Raw genomic sequence first — 16,787 nt, 5'->3', positions numbered from 1 at the left:
CGTCAACAAAAATCCCCACCGGCAGCTGCCGATGGGGATTTTTTGTTGAAAGCAGTAAGCCTTATACGCCAGCTTCAGCGGCCACCTTTGGGGCGCCGGCCAGAATTTCTTCGTTGGCGAAATCGGCATACTTCTGGAAGTTGTGCACGAATTTCTCCGCCAGCGAAGCAGCCGTTTTATCATAAGCTTCTTTATCCGACCACGTGTTGCGCGGGTCCAGTATTTCGGCAGGAACGCCAGCCAGCGAAACGGGCATTTCTACGCCGAATACCGGGTGCTTCACAAACTCCACATCATCCAGCTTACCGTTTAGGGCGGCCGTAATCATGGCGCGGGTGTAGGGAAGTTTCATGCGGGAGCCGGTGCCGTAGCTACCGCCCGTCCAGCCGGTGTTAATCAGCCACACGTTTACATCGTGCTCCTCCATCTTCTTGCCCAGCATCTCCGCGTACTTAGTGGGGTGCAGGGGCAGGAATACCTGGCCAAAGCAGGCCGAGAAGGTGGTCTGGGGCTCCGTAATGCCTACTTCTGTGCCCGCCACCTTAGCCGTGTAGCCCGACATGAAGTGGTACATAGCATGGCTCTTGTCCAGCTTGCTGATGGGAGGCAGTACGCCAAAGGCATCGGCGGTGAGGAAGAAGATGTTCTTGGGCACGCCGCCCACAGAAGGCTCTACCGCATTATCAATAAAGCCGATAGGATAAGCCGTGCGCGTGTTTTCCGTTACCGATTTGTTGGTGTAGTCTACCGTGCGGGTGCCGGGAATAAAGCGTGTGTTCTCCACAATGGAGCCAAAGCGAATAGCATCCCAGATCTGGGGCTCCTTCTCCTGGCTCAGGTCGATAACCTTGGCGTAGCAGCCGCCTTCAAAGTTGAAGATACCGGCGTTGCCGGGCATCCAGCCGTGCTCATCGTCGCCGATGAGGCCGCGGTGCGGGTCGGCGGAGAGGGTGGTCTTGCCGGTGCCCGATAGGCCGAAGAAAATGGCGGTGTCGCCCTGCTCGCCAATGTTGGCCGAGCAGTGCATGCTCAGCGTGTTTTTCTCGTGGGGCAGCAGGTAGTTCAGCACGCCAAAGATGCCTTTCTTCATCTCGCCGGCGTAGCCCGTACCACCAATCAGAATCATCTTCTTCGCGAAGTTGATAATAGCGAAATTGCTCTGGCGGGTGCCATCCACGGCGGGGTCGGCCTCAAAGCCAGGGGCACAGATGATGCTGAAGTCCGGCGTCCAGGTAGTATCAGCGCCTTCGGCGGGGCGCAGGAACATGTTGTAGCAGAACAAGTTGTGCCAGGCTAGCTCGTTTACTACGCGGAGCTTCAGCTGATAGTCGGGGTGGGCACCGGCATAGGCATCACGCACAAACAGCTCTTTGTCGGCCAGGTACTGCACCATTTTGGCCTGCAGCTGATCAAATTTCGCTGGATCAAAGGCAATGTTGATGTCGCCCCACCAAACGCTGTCTTCGGTGCTGGCATCCTTCACTACAAAGCGGTCCTTGGGCGAGCGGCCGGTGAATTTGCCGGTGTCAGCCATGAGGGCGCCATTGTCGGTGAGGGTGCCTTCGCCGCGGCGCAGGGCCTGTTCTACCAGCTCGGCGGGGGTAAGGTTCAGGTGGACCGGACCAGAGGTACGCGTAAAGCCCAGAGGCTGAAGGCGGGGGAGGACGTTGGCGGCAGAATCTTGCATAGGGCCGAAAACGAGGTTAAAGGGTGGGTGGGAAAAATGGGGAATCAGGAGACAAAAATAGACAAAAACCCGACTTAGTCAGTACCTAATAAAAAAGAGCGAAAATTCGCTTATGCTTTTTGCACGCTTTTTCCGGTTTCCAGCGAATTAGTCCGGTAATGTCTGCAGTTTGGAAAGTTTTGTAGATTTACCAACCCTCGTTCGGTTGCAGCGAACAGGAACCCTGTTTTCATCTTTCCTTACTCACTCACCATTCATGCAAACAACATCTGCTGCTCTTCATCAACAGCCGCCCGTAGCCGCGAACAGCGGACACCCGCGGGGCCTGTACGTACTTTTCGCCACAGAAATGTGGGAGCGTTTCAGCTATTATGGCATGCGCGCCCTCTTGTCGCTGTACATGATCAAGGCCCTCCTGATGAACAAGGAGATGTCGTCGCTCATTTATGGTAACTACACCAGCCTGGTGTACCTCACGCCGCTGCTGGGCGGCTACGTGGCCGACCGCTATTGGGGCAACCGCCGCTCAATTCTCATTGGGGGCCTGATGATGGCCGCCGGGCAGTTTGCTCTTTTCTTCAGTGCATCCCTCTACCAGACGGGCCAGGCCGATGCCCCTCAGATGCAGCTGCTGCTGTTCTTTCTGGGCCTGGGCCTGCTGATTTTCGGTAACGGCTTCTTCAAGCCCAATATCTCCTCCATGGTGGGTACGCTGTACCCCGCCGGCGACAAGCGTATTGATGCGGCCTATACCATTTTCTACATGGGTATCAACCTGGGCGCCTTTATGTCGCCGCTGGTGTGCGGTACCCTGGGCGACACCGGCAACCCCGCCGACTTTAAGTGGGGCTTCCTGGCCGCTGGTATTGGTATGCTGCTGGGCACCATTACGTTTGAGCTGCTCAAGCACAAATATGTGGTAACAGCCACCGGCGCCCCCCTTGGCGCCAAGCCCGAGCGCAGCGTGGAGCACTCCCCCGTGGTGCCTACCCAAACCGATGCTCCGGTACGGGCCGAAACCCTTGCGCAGCCCAGCAAGAGCTTCGCCAGCAAGCTGCCCATGCTCATTGGCCTGTTTGTGGTTATATATGCCGCCATTGCCTGGCTGATGAACCGCGACTGGATTGGCGCGCTGGTATTCTCGGCTATGATTGTAGCGCCCATCACTATCCTGACCGACTCTACGCTCACGGCCCGCGAAAAGCAGAAGATCTACGTTATTTTCATCCTGAGCTTCTTCGTTATCTTCTTCTGGGGCACGTTTGAGCAGGCGGGTGCCTCGCTCACCTTCTTTGCCGATGAGCAGACGGACCGTACGCTGGGTTCGGCTGTAGTACCAGCTTCTTATTTCCAGTCGGCTAACGCCCTGTTTATCATTATATTCGCGCCCATCTTCGCGGTGCTCTGGACGTGGCTGGGCAAACGGGGCGCCGAGCCTTCCTCACCCCTGAAAATGTCGATCAGCCTTATGCTGATGGCCGTTGGTTACCTCATCATTGCCTTCGGCGTGAAAGGTGTGGACGCTACCACCAAAGTGAGCATGTTCTGGCTGATTACCATGTACATGGTGCACACCTTTGCAGAGTTGTGTTTGTCGCCCATTGGCCTGGCTCTGGTGAATAAGCTGGCGCCCGCCCGCTTTGCTTCCCTGCTGATGGCCGTGTGGTTCCTGGCTACTGCCGCCGGCAACAAGCTGGCTGGCGTACTTTCCGGCCTGTATCCTCCCGGCCCCGGCGAGTTTGCTAAAGCAGCTAAAGAAGGCATCAACCTGCCCAACATCCTGAACGGCACCACGCAGGCCACCGCCGACATTACCGCCAAGCTCAGCAGCCTGGAACTGACCTCTCACTGGCCTACTTTCCTCGGCTTTCAGATCACCAGCCTCTACGATTTCTTTATGATTTTCGTGGGCATGTCGGCCGTTGCTTCGCTGATTCTGTTCGTGCTTTACAAGCGCCTCTACACCATGATGGAGGAGCCTGTAACTGCGTAAAGCAGCTTCTGGAGTGATTATCAAAAAGCCCTAATGACATGTAATGTCATTAGGGCTTTTAATTTAGCAGCAATACTGAAATGGCTTGTTTTGCGGAGTTATCCATTGTTTTTAAGACTTACCCACTTTATGTCAGACCGGGTGCATACAGTCCTGATAATATTCTCCAGCTTCGCAGTTCTGTGCGCGGGGTTGAGCTTGGTTAGCGTGCAGGTCAGCCTAAAATATGAAACCGGGGCGGACAGTTGCCTTTCTCTTGTGTCAGGCCGCGACTTATGTGCCGACTATAGATTTATGAAATGGGTAACCGGAGGCTTATTCGTTTTAGTGATGCTGTTAATCGGGTTTAGTAACCAGCTAATCAATAAAAAGTGAGTTGCTCCTCCAAATAAGAAAGCCCCGCTGGACAACGTCCAGCGGGGCTTTTTATAGTCTAGGCTAGTAATGCACCAGACGGATGATCTTACATCATGCCACCCATGCCACCCATGCCGCCCATACCGGCAGCAGCGGCACCAGCGCCACCTTTGTCATCTTCGGGCTCATCCGAAATAACGCACTCGGTGGTCAGGAGCAGGCCGGCAATAGATGCGGCATTTTCCAGGGCCAGACGCGTTACTTTGGTGGGGTCGAGGATACCAGCGGCCATCAGGTTTTCGTAGCGGTCCTCGCGGGCGTTGTAGCCGTAATCACCTTTGCCTTCGCGCACCTTCTGTACTACTACCGAGCCTTCGCCACCGGCGTTCTGCACGATGGTACGCAGGGGAGCTTCCAGAGCCGTACGGATGATGTTTACGCCGGTACGCTCGTCGCCATTCAGCGTATTCACGCCTTCCAGAGCATCAAGAGCGCGCACCAGAGCAACACCGCCGCCGGGTACTACACCTTCTTCCACGGCCGCGCGGGTAGCGTGCAGGGCATCGTCCACCCGGTCTTTCTTCTCCTTCATCTCTACTTCCGTAGAAGCACCGATGTAGAGGATAGCAACCCCGCCCGACAGCTTGGCCAGACGCTCCTGCAGTTTCTCCTTATCGTAGTCCGAAGTGGTTTTCTCCACCTGAGCTTTGATTTCGTTTACACGGGCCGTGATGCCTTCTTTCTCGCCTTTGCCATTGACAATAGTGGTATTGTCCTTGTCAATGATGATTTTCTCGGCCTGGCCGAGATATTCCAGCGTAGCGTTTTCCAGCTTGTAGCCGCGCTCTTCGCTGATAACGGTACCGCCCGTGAGAACGGCAATGTCTTCCAGCATCGCCTTGCGACGGTCGCCGAAGCCGGGAGCTTTTACAGCCGCAATTTTCAGCGAGCCGCGCAGCTTGTTTACTACCAGCGTAGCCAGGGCCTCACCGTCCACATCTTCGGAGATGATAACCAGGGGCTTGCCGGTTTGCACCACTTGCTCCAGCACGGGCAGGAGCTCCTTCATGGTGCTTACTTTCTTGTCGTAGATCAGGATGAAGGGGTTCTCCAGCTCCACTTCCATTTTCTCCGCGTTGGTCACGAAGTAAGGGGAGAGGTAACCACGGTCGAACTGCATGCCTTCCACCGTTTTTACTTCGGTTTCAGTACCACGCGCTTCTTCCACGGTAATCACGCCTTCTTTGCCCACTTTGTCCATAGCATCGGCAATCATCTGGCCGATTTCCATGTCGTTGTTGGCCGAAATAGCGCCTACCTGAGCAATTTCCGAAGAGTTTTCAATCTTCTTGGACTGCTGCTTCAGGTTAGCCACTACTGCGTGCACGGCTTTATCGATACCGCGCTTCAGGTCCATGGGGTTAGCACCGGCGGCTACGTTTTTGGAGCCGGCCGTGTAAATAGCCTGGGCCAGTACGGTGGCAGTAGTAGTACCATCACCGGCCTGATCAGCAGTTTTGCTGGCTACTTCCTTCACCAGCTGAGCACCCATATTTTCAATCGGGTCTTTCAGCTCAATTTCCTTGGCAACCGTCACACCGTCTTTGGTAATGGTGGGGGCGCCAAATTTCTTGTCGATAACCACGTTGCGGCCTTTAGGGCCCAGGGTTACTTTCACGGCGTTAGCCAGTTTATCTACGCCGCGCTTTAGCTTATCGCGGCCGTCGGTATCAAATTGGATGTTCTTAGCCATCTTATTTTACAGAGGTATGAAATCAGGAGAAAGAAAAGGCAGGGCTTAGAGCACCGCCAGGATATCGGACTCACGCATGATGAGGTAGTCCTTGCCTTCAATGGTGATTTCCGTGCCGGCATATTTGCCATACAGCACCTGGTCGCCTACGCTCACCTGGGGCTTGAGGGTGGTGCCGTTGTCGGCCACTTTGCCTTCGCCTACGGCTACTACTTCGCCACGCTGGGGCTTTTCCTTAGCCGTATCGGGGATGATGATGCCCGATTTGGTTTTCTCCTCGGCAGCAGCTGGCGCGATGATGACGCGGTCAGCCAGTGGTTTCATGCTAAGTGACATAAAGTATGTTTTGGATGAAGGGTGTACACAAAGGTTGCGTGTGCCCGCAGTCCGCACTTCTTGTGCCAGCCCTACTAAACCTGACAGAATGAACGCCGGACCCGGATTTGTGACTAGTTTTTTCCTTGAAATCTGCCACTCGTGTCAGGTTTACCGGCCATGCCCGCCAGATCAGTTAGCCTTTGCCAGGCTTTGTGCACGGTCAGCGGGAGGCGGTGTAGCCTGCAGCATAGCCGCAAACTTATTAAAGGCTGCCGGGGTAATGCTCCAGTCCGGGGCCTGAATATTGCCCCAGGCCTCCGGCAAGTCTTGCCAATTGAAGTAGCAGGCGCCAACCACTTCCGGGTGTTCCCGGAGGGTCTGGGCAGCACCCTGGAGCCACTGTTGCTGAAAATCATCGGGGCCTTTCACCCCAAATTCAGTTATGAAAATAGGCTTGTGGACAAATTCCATCCGGCAGGTTTTGCGCAGGAATATGTCACGGAATGTTTCCTGCTGCGTATGATCGGTAATATTCTTGTCCGGAAGGCCATAAATGGCAATACTGATATAGTCCACCACATCGTCGCCGGGCCAGAAATCCAGGGAGCCCCGGTCGCCGGCCGGACCCCACACTAACCGGATATCAGCGTTATTCTCCTGGTTGAATAAGGCAAAATAGCGGTACGCCTTAATGTAGGTCAGCGGGTTCTGGCTTTGCCAGGCGTAGCGCGTAATAGGTATTTCCATCTCATGGGCCCAGCGCAGGTATATAGTGTGCCGCGTATTGGCCAGCAGGCCATACAGGGTTTTGAGCTGCTTATCGTAGTGGCCACGCAGGATATTAGCCAGCACATTCGGGTCCCGGGGCTTGTCAGGCCCATTCCAGGGCTCCACGGTCAAAATAACGTCATGATTCCTGCTGAACACGCCCTGCAGGTCTTTCTGCAGTCCACCGTTCATTATCTGGAGCCAATCCGTGAACAGATGCTCTACCCGGACCGCCGGCTGGTCTACCAACAAATGGTTGCGGTCTAGTACGCCCAACACGGGTGGCGTATCTGCTGCTTTGCTTTGAATGGACCGGCGCAATGCGCGGGCAGAGTGTGCGCTTTGTGCCATCCACTGCTGATGGGCGCGCATGTCCCGGGCGGCGGCTACCAGCCACTCTCGCTGAAAGCTCTTCCGCGGTACTGCCGGGGAGCCCAGGATGACCACTGGTTTCTCTACTATAGCCACGCGGTGCAGCTTTCGCAGCAAAGCATCCGGCCCGGTACTGCCGCCCGGGTAGGCCGGGGCCTGCGCTTCGGAAGCACTGCCCAGCGTAATGCTGACCAGATCCACCACATCGGCACCAGGCCAGAACTCTAAGTCGCCGGGGTAGCCGGCCGGGCCCCATACCAGCTTGGCCTGCGGGGCCAGCTTGCGGCAGCGCTGTGCGAAATACCGGTAAGCATTGCTGAAGGATTTGGGTGCCTGGTTTTGCCAGGGATACACTTTAGCCGGTACCTCCATTTCCGGGTTTAAGCGCAGGTAGTACGTATTCTGCTGGGCGGCAATACGGGCGCAAAGCTGGTCTATCTGCTGATCGAAAGCGCCTTGCATCAGTTCCTGCATTACATCATTGGGAGCCGTAAGCAGGTCTTTTTCGGGCCATAGCTCAATGGTCAGTAACACGGAATACTTTGCCGGGAGTACGGGTAGCTCAGTCCTGATGGGTAGAGAATAGGCAGTGGCGGGGTTCCAGCGCATTGAGTAATGGCGCAGGTTGCTGCCAACTGAACCCTGTGCTCTGGCCGGAACAAATGTGCCGGCTTCTACTACTTCTAATACGGGCTGAGAAAGCTGCTCCTGCAAAGGCAGGATGGTGGTATATCGTTTATTAATCCACGTAAAAGCCGCCAGTAGTAGCAGAAGCACGGCTAAAGCAGTAGAAACCCCAGACTTTTTCATCACCGGATAGAATAACAAAGAGGCATGGCAGGCATCAAAACCGAAGTATGGCACTGCGCCGGTGGAATCCGAGCAAGAAGTAACTAACCAGGAAGTAGTTTTCCGCTTGACTTAAAGGCTGCCATAATTACGAAATGGTACTCAGTAAATGTATAATTTAATCTTGAAATAAAAATATATTTTAAATAAGACACAAAAAAACGGGTGGCTCCCCTAAGGAAAGCCACCCGTTCAAAATCTAAAAAGCAAATTGCTTAAGGAGCCGGCGTGGTAGCGGGCGCAGTAGCCGGTGCCTGCTGTGCAGGGGCAGAAGGTGCGGGTGCGGTAGGAGCCGGGGCGGGCATGGTAGCAGGAACCTGCGTTTCCATAGCGCGCTGCTGGTTTACACTCCGTACCGGAGCACTATCACCAGAGGCGCTATTTACCATCTGGGTGCCCAGCGACAATACCATCAGGGCAATGGCAAAGCCCCAGGTCAGGCGTTCCAGCAGGTCGCCGGTGCGTTTCACGCCCATAAGCTGGGCAGTGCCGCCGGCGCCAAACTGGCTGGAAAGTCCGCCTCCTTTAGGATTCTGGGCCAGCACCACCAGGGCTAGCAAGAAGCACACAAAAATGATTAGGCTGATCAGGGCAATGTACATCTACTCCGAAAGTTTCAGTTGATTAATTTGGTCGGCAAAGTACGTCTTTTTTTCGGGCTGGCGCACCATCAGCTGTTCATATATTTCAATGGCTTTGGCCACCTTGCCCTGCCGGACCATTATTTTGGCCAGGCTTTCGGAGGCCAGCTGCGGCACAATGCTGGTACTGCGCACCGATAAATCCTGCTGTTCATCCACGGGCGGCAGCGTAGCCGGCGCTTTCAACCGGGGCTGAATCTTCAGGAAACGGTTGATCAGCTCGAAGGAGGAAGGAGCCGGTGGCGCCGCAGGACGATTGGCCTCGGCATGGGCCAACAGTACGGCATCCGGTTCAAAGAAAGCTGATAGCGGCAGATCCACCGTTTCTTCGCTGCGCGGCATTAGGGCAAAGCCCATTCTACTGCCGCAAGGCAAGCCGTAGCCCAACTCATTATCGGCGAAAAAGGCCGGAATGCCTGTTTTGGGAGTGGCATCTTCCAGTTCCGGCAGCTGATACAGCACGGGAGGAACTAACGGGGCCGGCTCTTCAAAGCCATACTCAAAGCGGGAAGAGCCGGCATCGGCCGGCGGCCGGATAGGAGGGGCCACCGGGGGCAGCTCATCCAGAATGCCGCCGACAAGGGGTTCTGTTTCAGAGGAGGCTACTGAGGAAGTGGTGCTTTCTTCTTCGGCAAGAATAAGCACAGCCGGCTCTGTAGATTCTTCTACTTCCGGTTCTGACGAGTTTTCCAGTGCTTCCGCCTGTGCTTCAACCTCCGCAGGCTCTTCAACCGCTTCGTTTATAACTTCATCCGAAACTATCGGCACTTCCTCCGGAGCCGCTTCAACTGGGACTTCTGGCGTAAGGGTTATTGCTGCTAGTGTTTCAGGCTCACTTTCCAGGGCAGGGTTTTCCGGGGTTATATCTGCTTCAGGGACCAGCGGGGAAGCTAACTCAAGTGACGTGGGGTCCGCTACGGGCAGAAGGGAAATTTCTTCCTCCGTGGGCACACCGGGCGCTTCCTCCGTTACCGCTGGCTCCGGTACAGCCATGGCGGCTGGGGCCGCTATAAATGGTGCAGCAGGTTGTGGCTGCCGCTCAATCAGTTCACGCAACAGCTGGCGGTCGGTGGCGTAGGTGGCGGCGTGGCGCAGGCGCTGGCTGGCCAACATGCTGCCGTGGTCGTGCGCAGCTTTGGCCAGCAGCAGGTGCGCCGTTTGGCAATACGGAAAGGTGGCCGCCAGCTGCTCCAACTCCCGGGTTTCAGCTTCTGAAATGGAAGTTACATGGTCCAGAATCTGCAGCAGGGACGCACGGGTCATGGAAAACTAGGGTTGCGGCGGGTGATAGGGCGAAAGACGGAAGCCTTCCGGTGCAAAAAAGAGCGATACGGCACGGCACCCGTACCACGGGCACTACCGAATAACAACAATACAGCAATTTAGCCAGTAAAGCACGCGCGGCGGCTACCAGTTGGCTACGGATTTATTAAAGGCATCCGTAATAATGCGCTCCGTAATGCGACGTACCTCGGTCTGGTTATTATTGATTTGCGTGGCATCCTGGGAGCCGGGAAAGTCACCGTAGCTCTGGAAAGTCTGCTCGAAATCCTGCTTGGGGTCTTTGGTATTGGTGAATTTTACCCGCACCTGAATGGTCAGCCGGTTCAGGCCTGCCTGGTCGCGCCCTTCGGTCTTCTCAATAGCCGCGGGGGCAATATCGTAGCCGATGATGGCACCCTCAAACTGCAGGTCACCATCGCGCGCTATCAGCTTCAACGTGGTATTGCGCTGAAAATAATCCTTGAAATCTTCCGTAAAGCGCTGGGAAAGAGACGACGGGCCGTTGGGGGCGCTATTAGGGAAGGTAAGAATGGATAGCGTCTTAACGGTGGGGTCGATGTTGGTGCCGGTGAAGGAGTACACGCGGCACCCCGCCGCGCCAAAACCAATCAATACGATGCAGCAGCTAATCAACCACTTATAGCTGTTCCAGGTCATATTGTTTGAGTTTGCGGTAGAGGGTACGTTCGGATATGCCCAAATCGTGGGCGGCGTATTTGCGCTTGTGGTTGTGTTTCTTCAGTGCCTTAATAATCATCTCCTTTTCCTTCGCATCAAGGGACAGTGTTTCTTCTTCCGTCTCGTGCGAAATGTCTTCTACCCGCTGGCTTTCGTCCTCATAATCAGCGTCTTCCTCCACGGAGGGAATGAAATACTCCGAGCCGGCCTCGCTTGGCTGCCGCAGCGGGCGCCCACCTTCATAAGGGGCCACGTTTAGGTTGGTAAACAAGTGGCTGTTTTGTCGCACCAGCTCCTGCGCTTCGTGCGGCCGCTGGCCGGCGGCCAGCTCCAGCACCAGCTTTTTCAGGTCCGTTACGTCCCGGCGCATATCAAACAACACCTTATAGAGCAGGTCGCGCTCCGAGTACGCATTGCCGGCGCCATCGGTGGCGGTGCCGGCCGCGTGCACCAGCATGGGCAGGCGGCTGGTTTGCTCGGCGGGCAAATACTGGCGCAAGCGGCGCAGATCTATTTCCCGCTCCGTTTCCAGCACCGACATCTGTTCGGCCACGTTCTTCAGCTGCCGGATGTTGCCGGGAAACTGAAAGCGCTGCAATTCCACTACCGCATCCGGCGTCAACGACACTGGCTTTACGCGGTAACGCTCGGCAAAATCCGTAGCGAACTTGCGGAATAATAGATAGATATCGTCGCCTCGCTCACGTAATGGTGGAACCGTAATGGGAACGGTGTTGAGGCGGTAATAGAGGTCTTCCCGGAATTTGCCTTCGCGCACGGCATCCAGCAGATTCACGTTGGAAGCGGCTACCACGCGCACATCGGTCTTCTGGACTTTGCTGGAGCCTACCCGAATAAACTCGCCGTTTTCCAGCACGCGCAGCAGTCGGGCCTGGGTGCCCAGCGGCATTTCCCCGATTTCATCCAAGAAAATAGTGCCGCCGTTGGTTACCTCAAAATAGCCTTTGCGGGCTTCCTGCGCCCCCGTAAACGAGCCTTTCTCGTGGCCAAACAACTCCGAGTCGATGGTGCCTTCCGGAATAGCGCCGCAGTTAATAGCAATGAACTGCCCATGCTTGCGCGGCGACAGGGCATGAATGATCTTGGAAAACGACTCTTTACCCGAGCCGCTTTCGCCGGAAATCATCACCGTCATGTCCGTAGGCGCCACCTGAGCCGCCACCTGAATGGCGTAGTTCAGCGCCGGCGCATTGCCGATGATGCCGAAGCGTTGTTTGATGCTTTGTATTTCGGAAGGTGTCAAAATCAGGAGGGGAGTTTCGTGTGGAAGACGAAAAGCAGCGCGGCTTATTTTACTTTGGGCAGAATAAAAATCTTCATCCTGAGCTCCCCGGTTACTTTTTCATATGAGCACCAGTACTGGTAATAGTAACCGCGCTAACGTGAGAAGGTCCTTCGTGAACTCAGGATGACAGAAAGTTACACCGCCTCGCCCAGCAGGGTACTGGCCGAGCCACTATGAACCAGCACGTTCACATAGTCGCCTTTTTTGTAGTGCTTTTTGGGGAAGATGACCACCTGGTTCTGGCTGTTGCGGCCGCTCAGGTGTTCATCAGAGCGCTTGGAGAAGTTCTCAGCCAGTACTTTATGCACTTTGCCCACGCCCAGTAGGTTTCGCTCGCGGCTGTGCTGCTGCTGGAGGGCAATGACCTCAGCCAAGCGACGCTTTTTCACCTCCAGCGGAATATCGTCCTCCAGCTTGCGGGCAGCCAGCGTGCCGGGGCGCTCCGAGTAGAAGAACATATAGGCCATGTCGTACTTCACGTACTCCATCAGGCTGAGCGTGTCCTGGTGCTCTTCCTCGGTTTCGGAACAGAAGCCCGAAATCATATCAGAGCTGATGGCGCATTCGTCGCCTAAAATGCGGCGGATGGCCTGCACCCGATCCTCGTACCAGGGCCGGTCGTAGGTGCGGTTCATGAGCTTGAGGATGCGCGTGTTACCGCTCTGGGCGGGCAGGTGAATGTACTTACAGATGTTCTCGTGCCGCGCCATGGTGTGCAGCACCTCATCGGTAATGTCCTTGGGGTGGGAGGTGGAAAATCGGACGCGCAGCTCGGGGCTGATCAGGGCCACGCTTTCCAGCAGCTGGGCAAAGTTTACCTGCTCGGCGCCATCTTCCGAAGCCCATTTGTAGGAGTCCACGTTTTGGCCTAGCAGGGTAACTTCCTTGTAGCCGGCAGCTACCAGGTCGTGGGCTTCCTGGATGATGCTGTGCGCGTCGCGGCTCCGCTCGCGGCCGCGGGTGAAGGGCACTACGCAGAAGGAGCACATGTTGTCGCAGCCCCGCATGATGCTGATGAAGGCCGTAATGCCGTTCGAGTTCAGGCGTACCGGCGTGATATCGGCGTAGGTTTCTTCCCGGCTGAGAAGCACGTTCACGGCTTTCTGGCCGCCGTCTACCTGCTGAATCAGCTGGGGCAGGTCGCGGTAGGCATCAGGGCCCACTACCAGGTCTACCAGCTTTTCTTCTTCGAGAAACTTGCTTTTCAGACGCTCGGCCATGCAGCCCAGCACGCCCACCAGCAGGCCGGGGTTGCGCTTTTTATGGCCGTTGATCTGCGACAGGCGCATCCGCACCGTTTGCTCGGCCTTCTCCCGGATAGAGCAGGTATTGAGCAGCACCAGATCGGCTCCTTCCAGCTGCTCCGTGGTGTCAAAACCTTCATTAAACAGAATGCTGGACACAATTTCGGAGTCCGAGAAGTTCATCTGGCAGCCGTAGCTTTCAATATATAGCTTGCGCTTACGGCCCGTGCTGGTAGCGGCACTCACGCGCACCTCCCCGGATGGGGTTTCGGCGTGGGTGGTAGCGTCCGTGCTCGGGGTGGGCAGGGCAGGCGTATCGAGGAAATCGAGGGTAATCAGCGGTTGGGACATGGGTGTTCGTCGCAGGGTCAGCTTCTCAGCTGGTGAGCGGGCAAAGGTAGCGGTTTTAGGGCAAAAATGACAGAATGGCAGAGCGGCTGAGCTTGCAAAAAGCCGTTGTTCAGGCGCTTTTTCTGCTATTGGGAGGCCGGAACGAAAGGAACTGCCTGACTGATAAGGCCAATGGAATCTGCTTCTTGGGTTGATGAAAGTTTGTGCTTTACCAGCGCAGGATTTCAGGCTCAATTGCTTTTAGAAAGTAGAAAATCAATCAATTACGGCGCCTAATACATCCAGCATAGCTTGGGCTTTGAGCAGGCATTCCTCGTATTCGCGCTCTGGCACGGAATCGTAGGTAATGGCCGAACCCACCTGAAAGCTGAGGTAGCCGGTATTCTGGCGGTATTGCAGGGAGCGGATGACGACGTTGAAATCAAAGTCGCCGTTGGGCAGCACGTAGCCGATGCTGCCGCTGTAGAGGCCGCGCCGGGTGCGCTCATACTGCTCTATCAGCTGCATGGCCCTGATTTTAGGTGCTCCGGTCATCGAGCCCATGGGAAATGCGGCCAGCAATGTGTCAACCACGTCAGTGCCGGGGCGGGCCTGGGCCTGCACGGAGGAAATCATCTGCCAGACGTGGCGGAAAGGGTACAGGCCGAAGAGCTCGGGTACCTGCACCGTGCCGGTTTCGGCTACCCGGGCCAGGTCGTTGCGCACCAGGTCCACAATCATCAGATTCTCAGCGCGCTCCTTCTCGTCGTGCAGCAGGGTGTGGCGCTGCTGCGCATCCGTTTTCGCAGTGTTGCCGCGGCGGATGGTGCCTTTAATAGGCTGGGAAAGCAGCGTAGCACCTTCGCGGCGCAGAAAGCGTTCCGGCGAAGCACATAACAGGTAGCGGTCTTCCCATTTGTAAAACCCGGCAAAAGGAGTGGGCGAAGCCGCATTCAGCCGCTGAAACAAGGCCACCGACTCCAGTTGCACCTGTTCGGCATAAAACTCCTGACACAGATTCAGCTCATACACTTCTCCGTTCAGAATGTCTTCCTGAATGTTCTCCACAGCCCGCAAATAATCTTCCTTGGGCATACGGGGCCGCACAGTGGGAACATTGGGGGCCGTATCAGTCAGGGGCGTACTCAGAATGTCAGCTAATACGGTTGCCGGGCCGTGTATTTCTAAGCTTTCCGAGAGAAAGCGCAGCCAGGTTTCGGCCTCAAAGAAATGCAGAGCCGGCCACTCCAACCCATCTGGGTGGCCGCTATTCAGGAGCGGTTCAATTTCGTTTTTTAGCTCATAGGAAAGCATCCCGCATCGGGGAGCCATGGCAGGCTGCCGGAGCCAGCTCCGCAGCTCAGCCAGCGACGATGGCGCAACTGCCGGCGTGTGCCGCACGGCCAGCATGGACTGGAAACCGCCGTAGGGATACGCCAGATCATTGGAGGTGTAATAGGCACAGCACCGGAACCGGGCAGCCCAGCCCAGCGCCAACTCCCGGAAACGGGCCGCAGAAACAGGAAGATCAGTGTAAGGAACTACAAGCACGGGGCAAAGGTAGCGCCGCGCCACCGACAGCAAGTACGAAACGGGCGTGTTTACTTCAAACCCGCCAGGGCCACTTTAGCTTTGGCATCGGTGCTGTTCTTGTACTCGTGCCGGGGGTAGCTCAGGGCTTTCTGAAAATAGGTGCGGGCCGTGTTTTTCTGCCCTTCGGCCAGGTAGAGGTAGCCTAGCTGCAAGGCCGATTGCGGGGCGAAGTAATATGGCGCCTGCCCGGCCAGGGCAATGGTTCGGGCATAGAGCAGGCGGGCCGAGTCCAGCTGCCCCAGGCCGTGCCAGGCGCGGGCCGCCCGGTAGGGAGCTTCCAGCTGGTCGCGCAGCTGGGTGGTGCGGGTGCCGTGGAAGGTGGCCAGCGTGCGCAGGGCCTCTCGGTAGTAGCCGCCATCTATCTGCAGGCGGGCGCGGGTAAGGATGCGGTTCAGCGGCAGCTTATCCTCTAACACCCGCTGGGCGTAGCTATCTTCTTCCACTACGGTGCGCCCACCATCATTAATCTGCCCGTAGTACTGCCGGGCTGTGGGGGCATCGTTCGAGAGCCAGGCGGCCAGATACAGCTTAAAGGCAGCGTCCTTGCGGTAGTGCAGGCCCCGGTTTTCACGCAGGAACTGGAGATTTTCCCGCTCCGAGGCCGCATAGTTTCCTTGGTACAGAAGCAGGTCGGCGGCCATGTGGTGGAGGTAAGGCACGGCCAGGTAAGCCGCGCCGGTAGGGCGGGCCCGATAGGCGGCCAGGGCCTGGTTGGTCTGGTGCTGTTTTTTATGCAGGCTGATGAGCAGGTAGCTGAACAGCAGGTTATCGGGCTGCTGAGTTGCTAAACTGGTGGCCAGCTGCACGGCTTCTTCGCTTTTCTTGAAGTAGGTTTCCTCCACCAAAGCCAGGATAATGCGGGTTTCGGGCTGGAACTCGTGGGGGTGCCGGGCGGCTGTACGCAGGTTTTGGAGCCCGGACTCCACGCTACCCGGCAACCCCAGCAGCTTCAGAAACCAACGGTAGCCCTCCGGCAGAGAGCCAATGAAAAACTGCAGCATGCCCAGCGTTTTGCGGGCCGGCAGGAAATTAGGGTACTGCCGCACGGCATCCTGCATTTGCAGATATGACTGCCGCAAACTCCAGGCTCCCTGAATTTCGTGCTGAAAGGCTACCTGCGCCGCGGCCTGATGCAACCGGATTTCGGCCAGCGTATACGCCCGCAAAGCCGTACGCTCCTTCGATTTCGCCAGCAAAGCCAGCCGCTTGTCCTGCTTCTGCACCACGCCCTCGTACAGGCGCGCATCCTGCGAAATCATCAGCTCCGTGAAATCGATACCGTCGGCTACCAGCAGGGTGCCGGCGCTGGAAGGCGCCTGTAGCAGCTCGGGCTGCAGGCAGGCACGGGCAGCCGGTATCCGCAGCTTCAATAGCTCAGCGTAAGCCCGACGTGCAGTGGGCGTAAGGGGCCAGTTGTAAGAAGGAGCAAAGACAGCCTCCGGCGGCTCCTGCCGGCCCAGGACCGTTGTTCCCATTAGCAGGCATAGCAAGCCAAGCATCAAGCCAAAAAACAGGCGGATGCAGGATGAAGCTGGGCGGAATGCTAACGGTGGATGAGGCACGTGGGCACTGAATGACAACAAAAAAGGAACGGCACAACACCGTTCCTTTTTC

The 16,787-nt window shown here is 56.5% G+C and carries 12 protein-coding genes; 1 reads left to right on the top strand and 11 read right to left on the bottom strand.

Going from position 1 to position 16,787, the window contains the following annotated elements; translation table 11 throughout:
- Nucleotides 1-61: 61 nt before the first annotated feature.
- Nucleotides 62-1,687, bottom strand: coding sequence for a phosphoenolpyruvate carboxykinase (ATP) (gene pckA, locus PK28_RS10840; RefSeq protein WP_044513768.1), 1,626 nt, complete (start codon nt 1,685-1,687; stop codon nt 62-64).
- Nucleotides 1,688-1,943: 256 nt separating this feature from the next.
- Here pckA and PK28_RS10835 point away from each other — a divergent pair, with 256 nt between their 5' ends.
- The gene (locus tag PK28_RS10835) at nt 1,944-3,680 is read left to right on the top strand and encodes a peptide MFS transporter (RefSeq protein ID WP_044513766.1); all 1,737 of its coding nucleotides are present in this window, start codon (nt 1,944-1,946) and stop codon (nt 3,678-3,680) included.
- 463 nt (nt 3,681-4,143) lie between these two features.
- On the opposite strand, the gene groL is transcribed toward PK28_RS10835, so the two are convergent.
- The 10 genes from groL to PK28_RS10780 all read right to left on the bottom strand — a co-directional run bounded on the left by groL (nt 4,144) and on the right by PK28_RS10780 (nt 16,648).
- Nucleotides 4,144-5,790 carry a chaperonin GroEL gene (gene groL, locus PK28_RS10825; protein WP_044513762.1) on the bottom strand — a complete coding sequence of 549 codons (1,647 nt, stop codon included), beginning with the start codon at nt 5,788-5,790 and terminating at the stop codon, nt 4,144-4,146.
- A 45-nt stretch (nt 5,791-5,835) separates the two neighbouring features.
- Complete coding sequence (gene groES / locus PK28_RS10820) at nt 5,836-6,126, bottom strand: co-chaperone GroES (RefSeq protein WP_044513761.1); 291 nt, start codon at nt 6,124-6,126, stop codon at nt 5,836-5,838.
- 171 nt (nt 6,127-6,297) lie between these two features.
- Nucleotides 6,298-8,025 (bottom strand): glycoside hydrolase family 26 protein, encoded by a 1,728-nt coding sequence (locus PK28_RS10815; protein WP_156126352.1) that lies wholly within the window; start codon nt 8,023-8,025, stop codon nt 6,298-6,300.
- Nucleotides 8,026-8,312: 287 nt separating this feature from the next.
- Complete coding sequence (secG, locus tag PK28_RS10810; protein ID WP_044513757.1) at nt 8,313-8,699, bottom strand: preprotein translocase subunit SecG; 387 nt, start codon at nt 8,697-8,699, stop codon at nt 8,313-8,315.
- Nucleotides 8,700-10,001 carry a DUF8458 domain-containing protein gene (locus tag PK28_RS19030; protein WP_048825889.1) on the bottom strand — a complete coding sequence of 434 codons (1,302 nt, stop codon included), beginning with the start codon at nt 9,999-10,001 and terminating at the stop codon, nt 8,700-8,702.
- A gap of 144 nt (nt 10,002-10,145) precedes the next feature.
- Entirely contained in the window at nt 10,146-10,679 is a 534-nt protein-coding gene (locus PK28_RS10800) for an LptE family protein (protein WP_082017067.1), read from the bottom strand.
- A complete protein-coding gene (locus PK28_RS10795; RefSeq protein WP_082017066.1) occupies nt 10,660-11,964 on the bottom strand; it encodes a sigma-54 interaction domain-containing protein in 1,305 nt (434 codons plus the stop codon). Before PK28_RS10795 ends, PK28_RS10800 begins: the two co-directional genes overlap by 20 nt.
- Nucleotides 11,965-12,140: 176 nt before the next feature.
- Nucleotides 12,141-13,601, bottom strand: coding sequence for a tRNA (N6-isopentenyl adenosine(37)-C2)-methylthiotransferase MiaB (miaB, locus tag PK28_RS10790; RefSeq protein WP_071885144.1), 1,461 nt, complete (start codon nt 13,599-13,601; stop codon nt 12,141-12,143).
- 255 nt (nt 13,602-13,856) lie between these two features.
- Nucleotides 13,857-15,131 (bottom strand): anthranilate synthase component I family protein, encoded by a 1,275-nt coding sequence (locus PK28_RS10785; protein ID WP_044516841.1) that lies wholly within the window; start codon nt 15,129-15,131, stop codon nt 13,857-13,859.
- 50 nt (nt 15,132-15,181) lie between these two features.
- Nucleotides 15,182-16,648 (bottom strand): tetratricopeptide repeat protein, encoded by a 1,467-nt coding sequence (locus PK28_RS10780; protein ID WP_156126351.1) that lies wholly within the window; start codon nt 16,646-16,648, stop codon nt 15,182-15,184.
- Between the last annotated feature and the right edge of the window lie 139 nt (nt 16,649-16,787).

Source organism: Hymenobacter sp. DG25B (assembly GCF_000801315.1).
In the GTDB taxonomy this organism is placed as follows: Bacteria; Bacteroidota; Bacteroidia; order Cytophagales; family Hymenobacteraceae; genus Hymenobacter.
The sequence above is the reverse complement of the archived record's forward strand: the minus strand, read 5'-3'. Positions and strand labels throughout refer to the sequence as shown.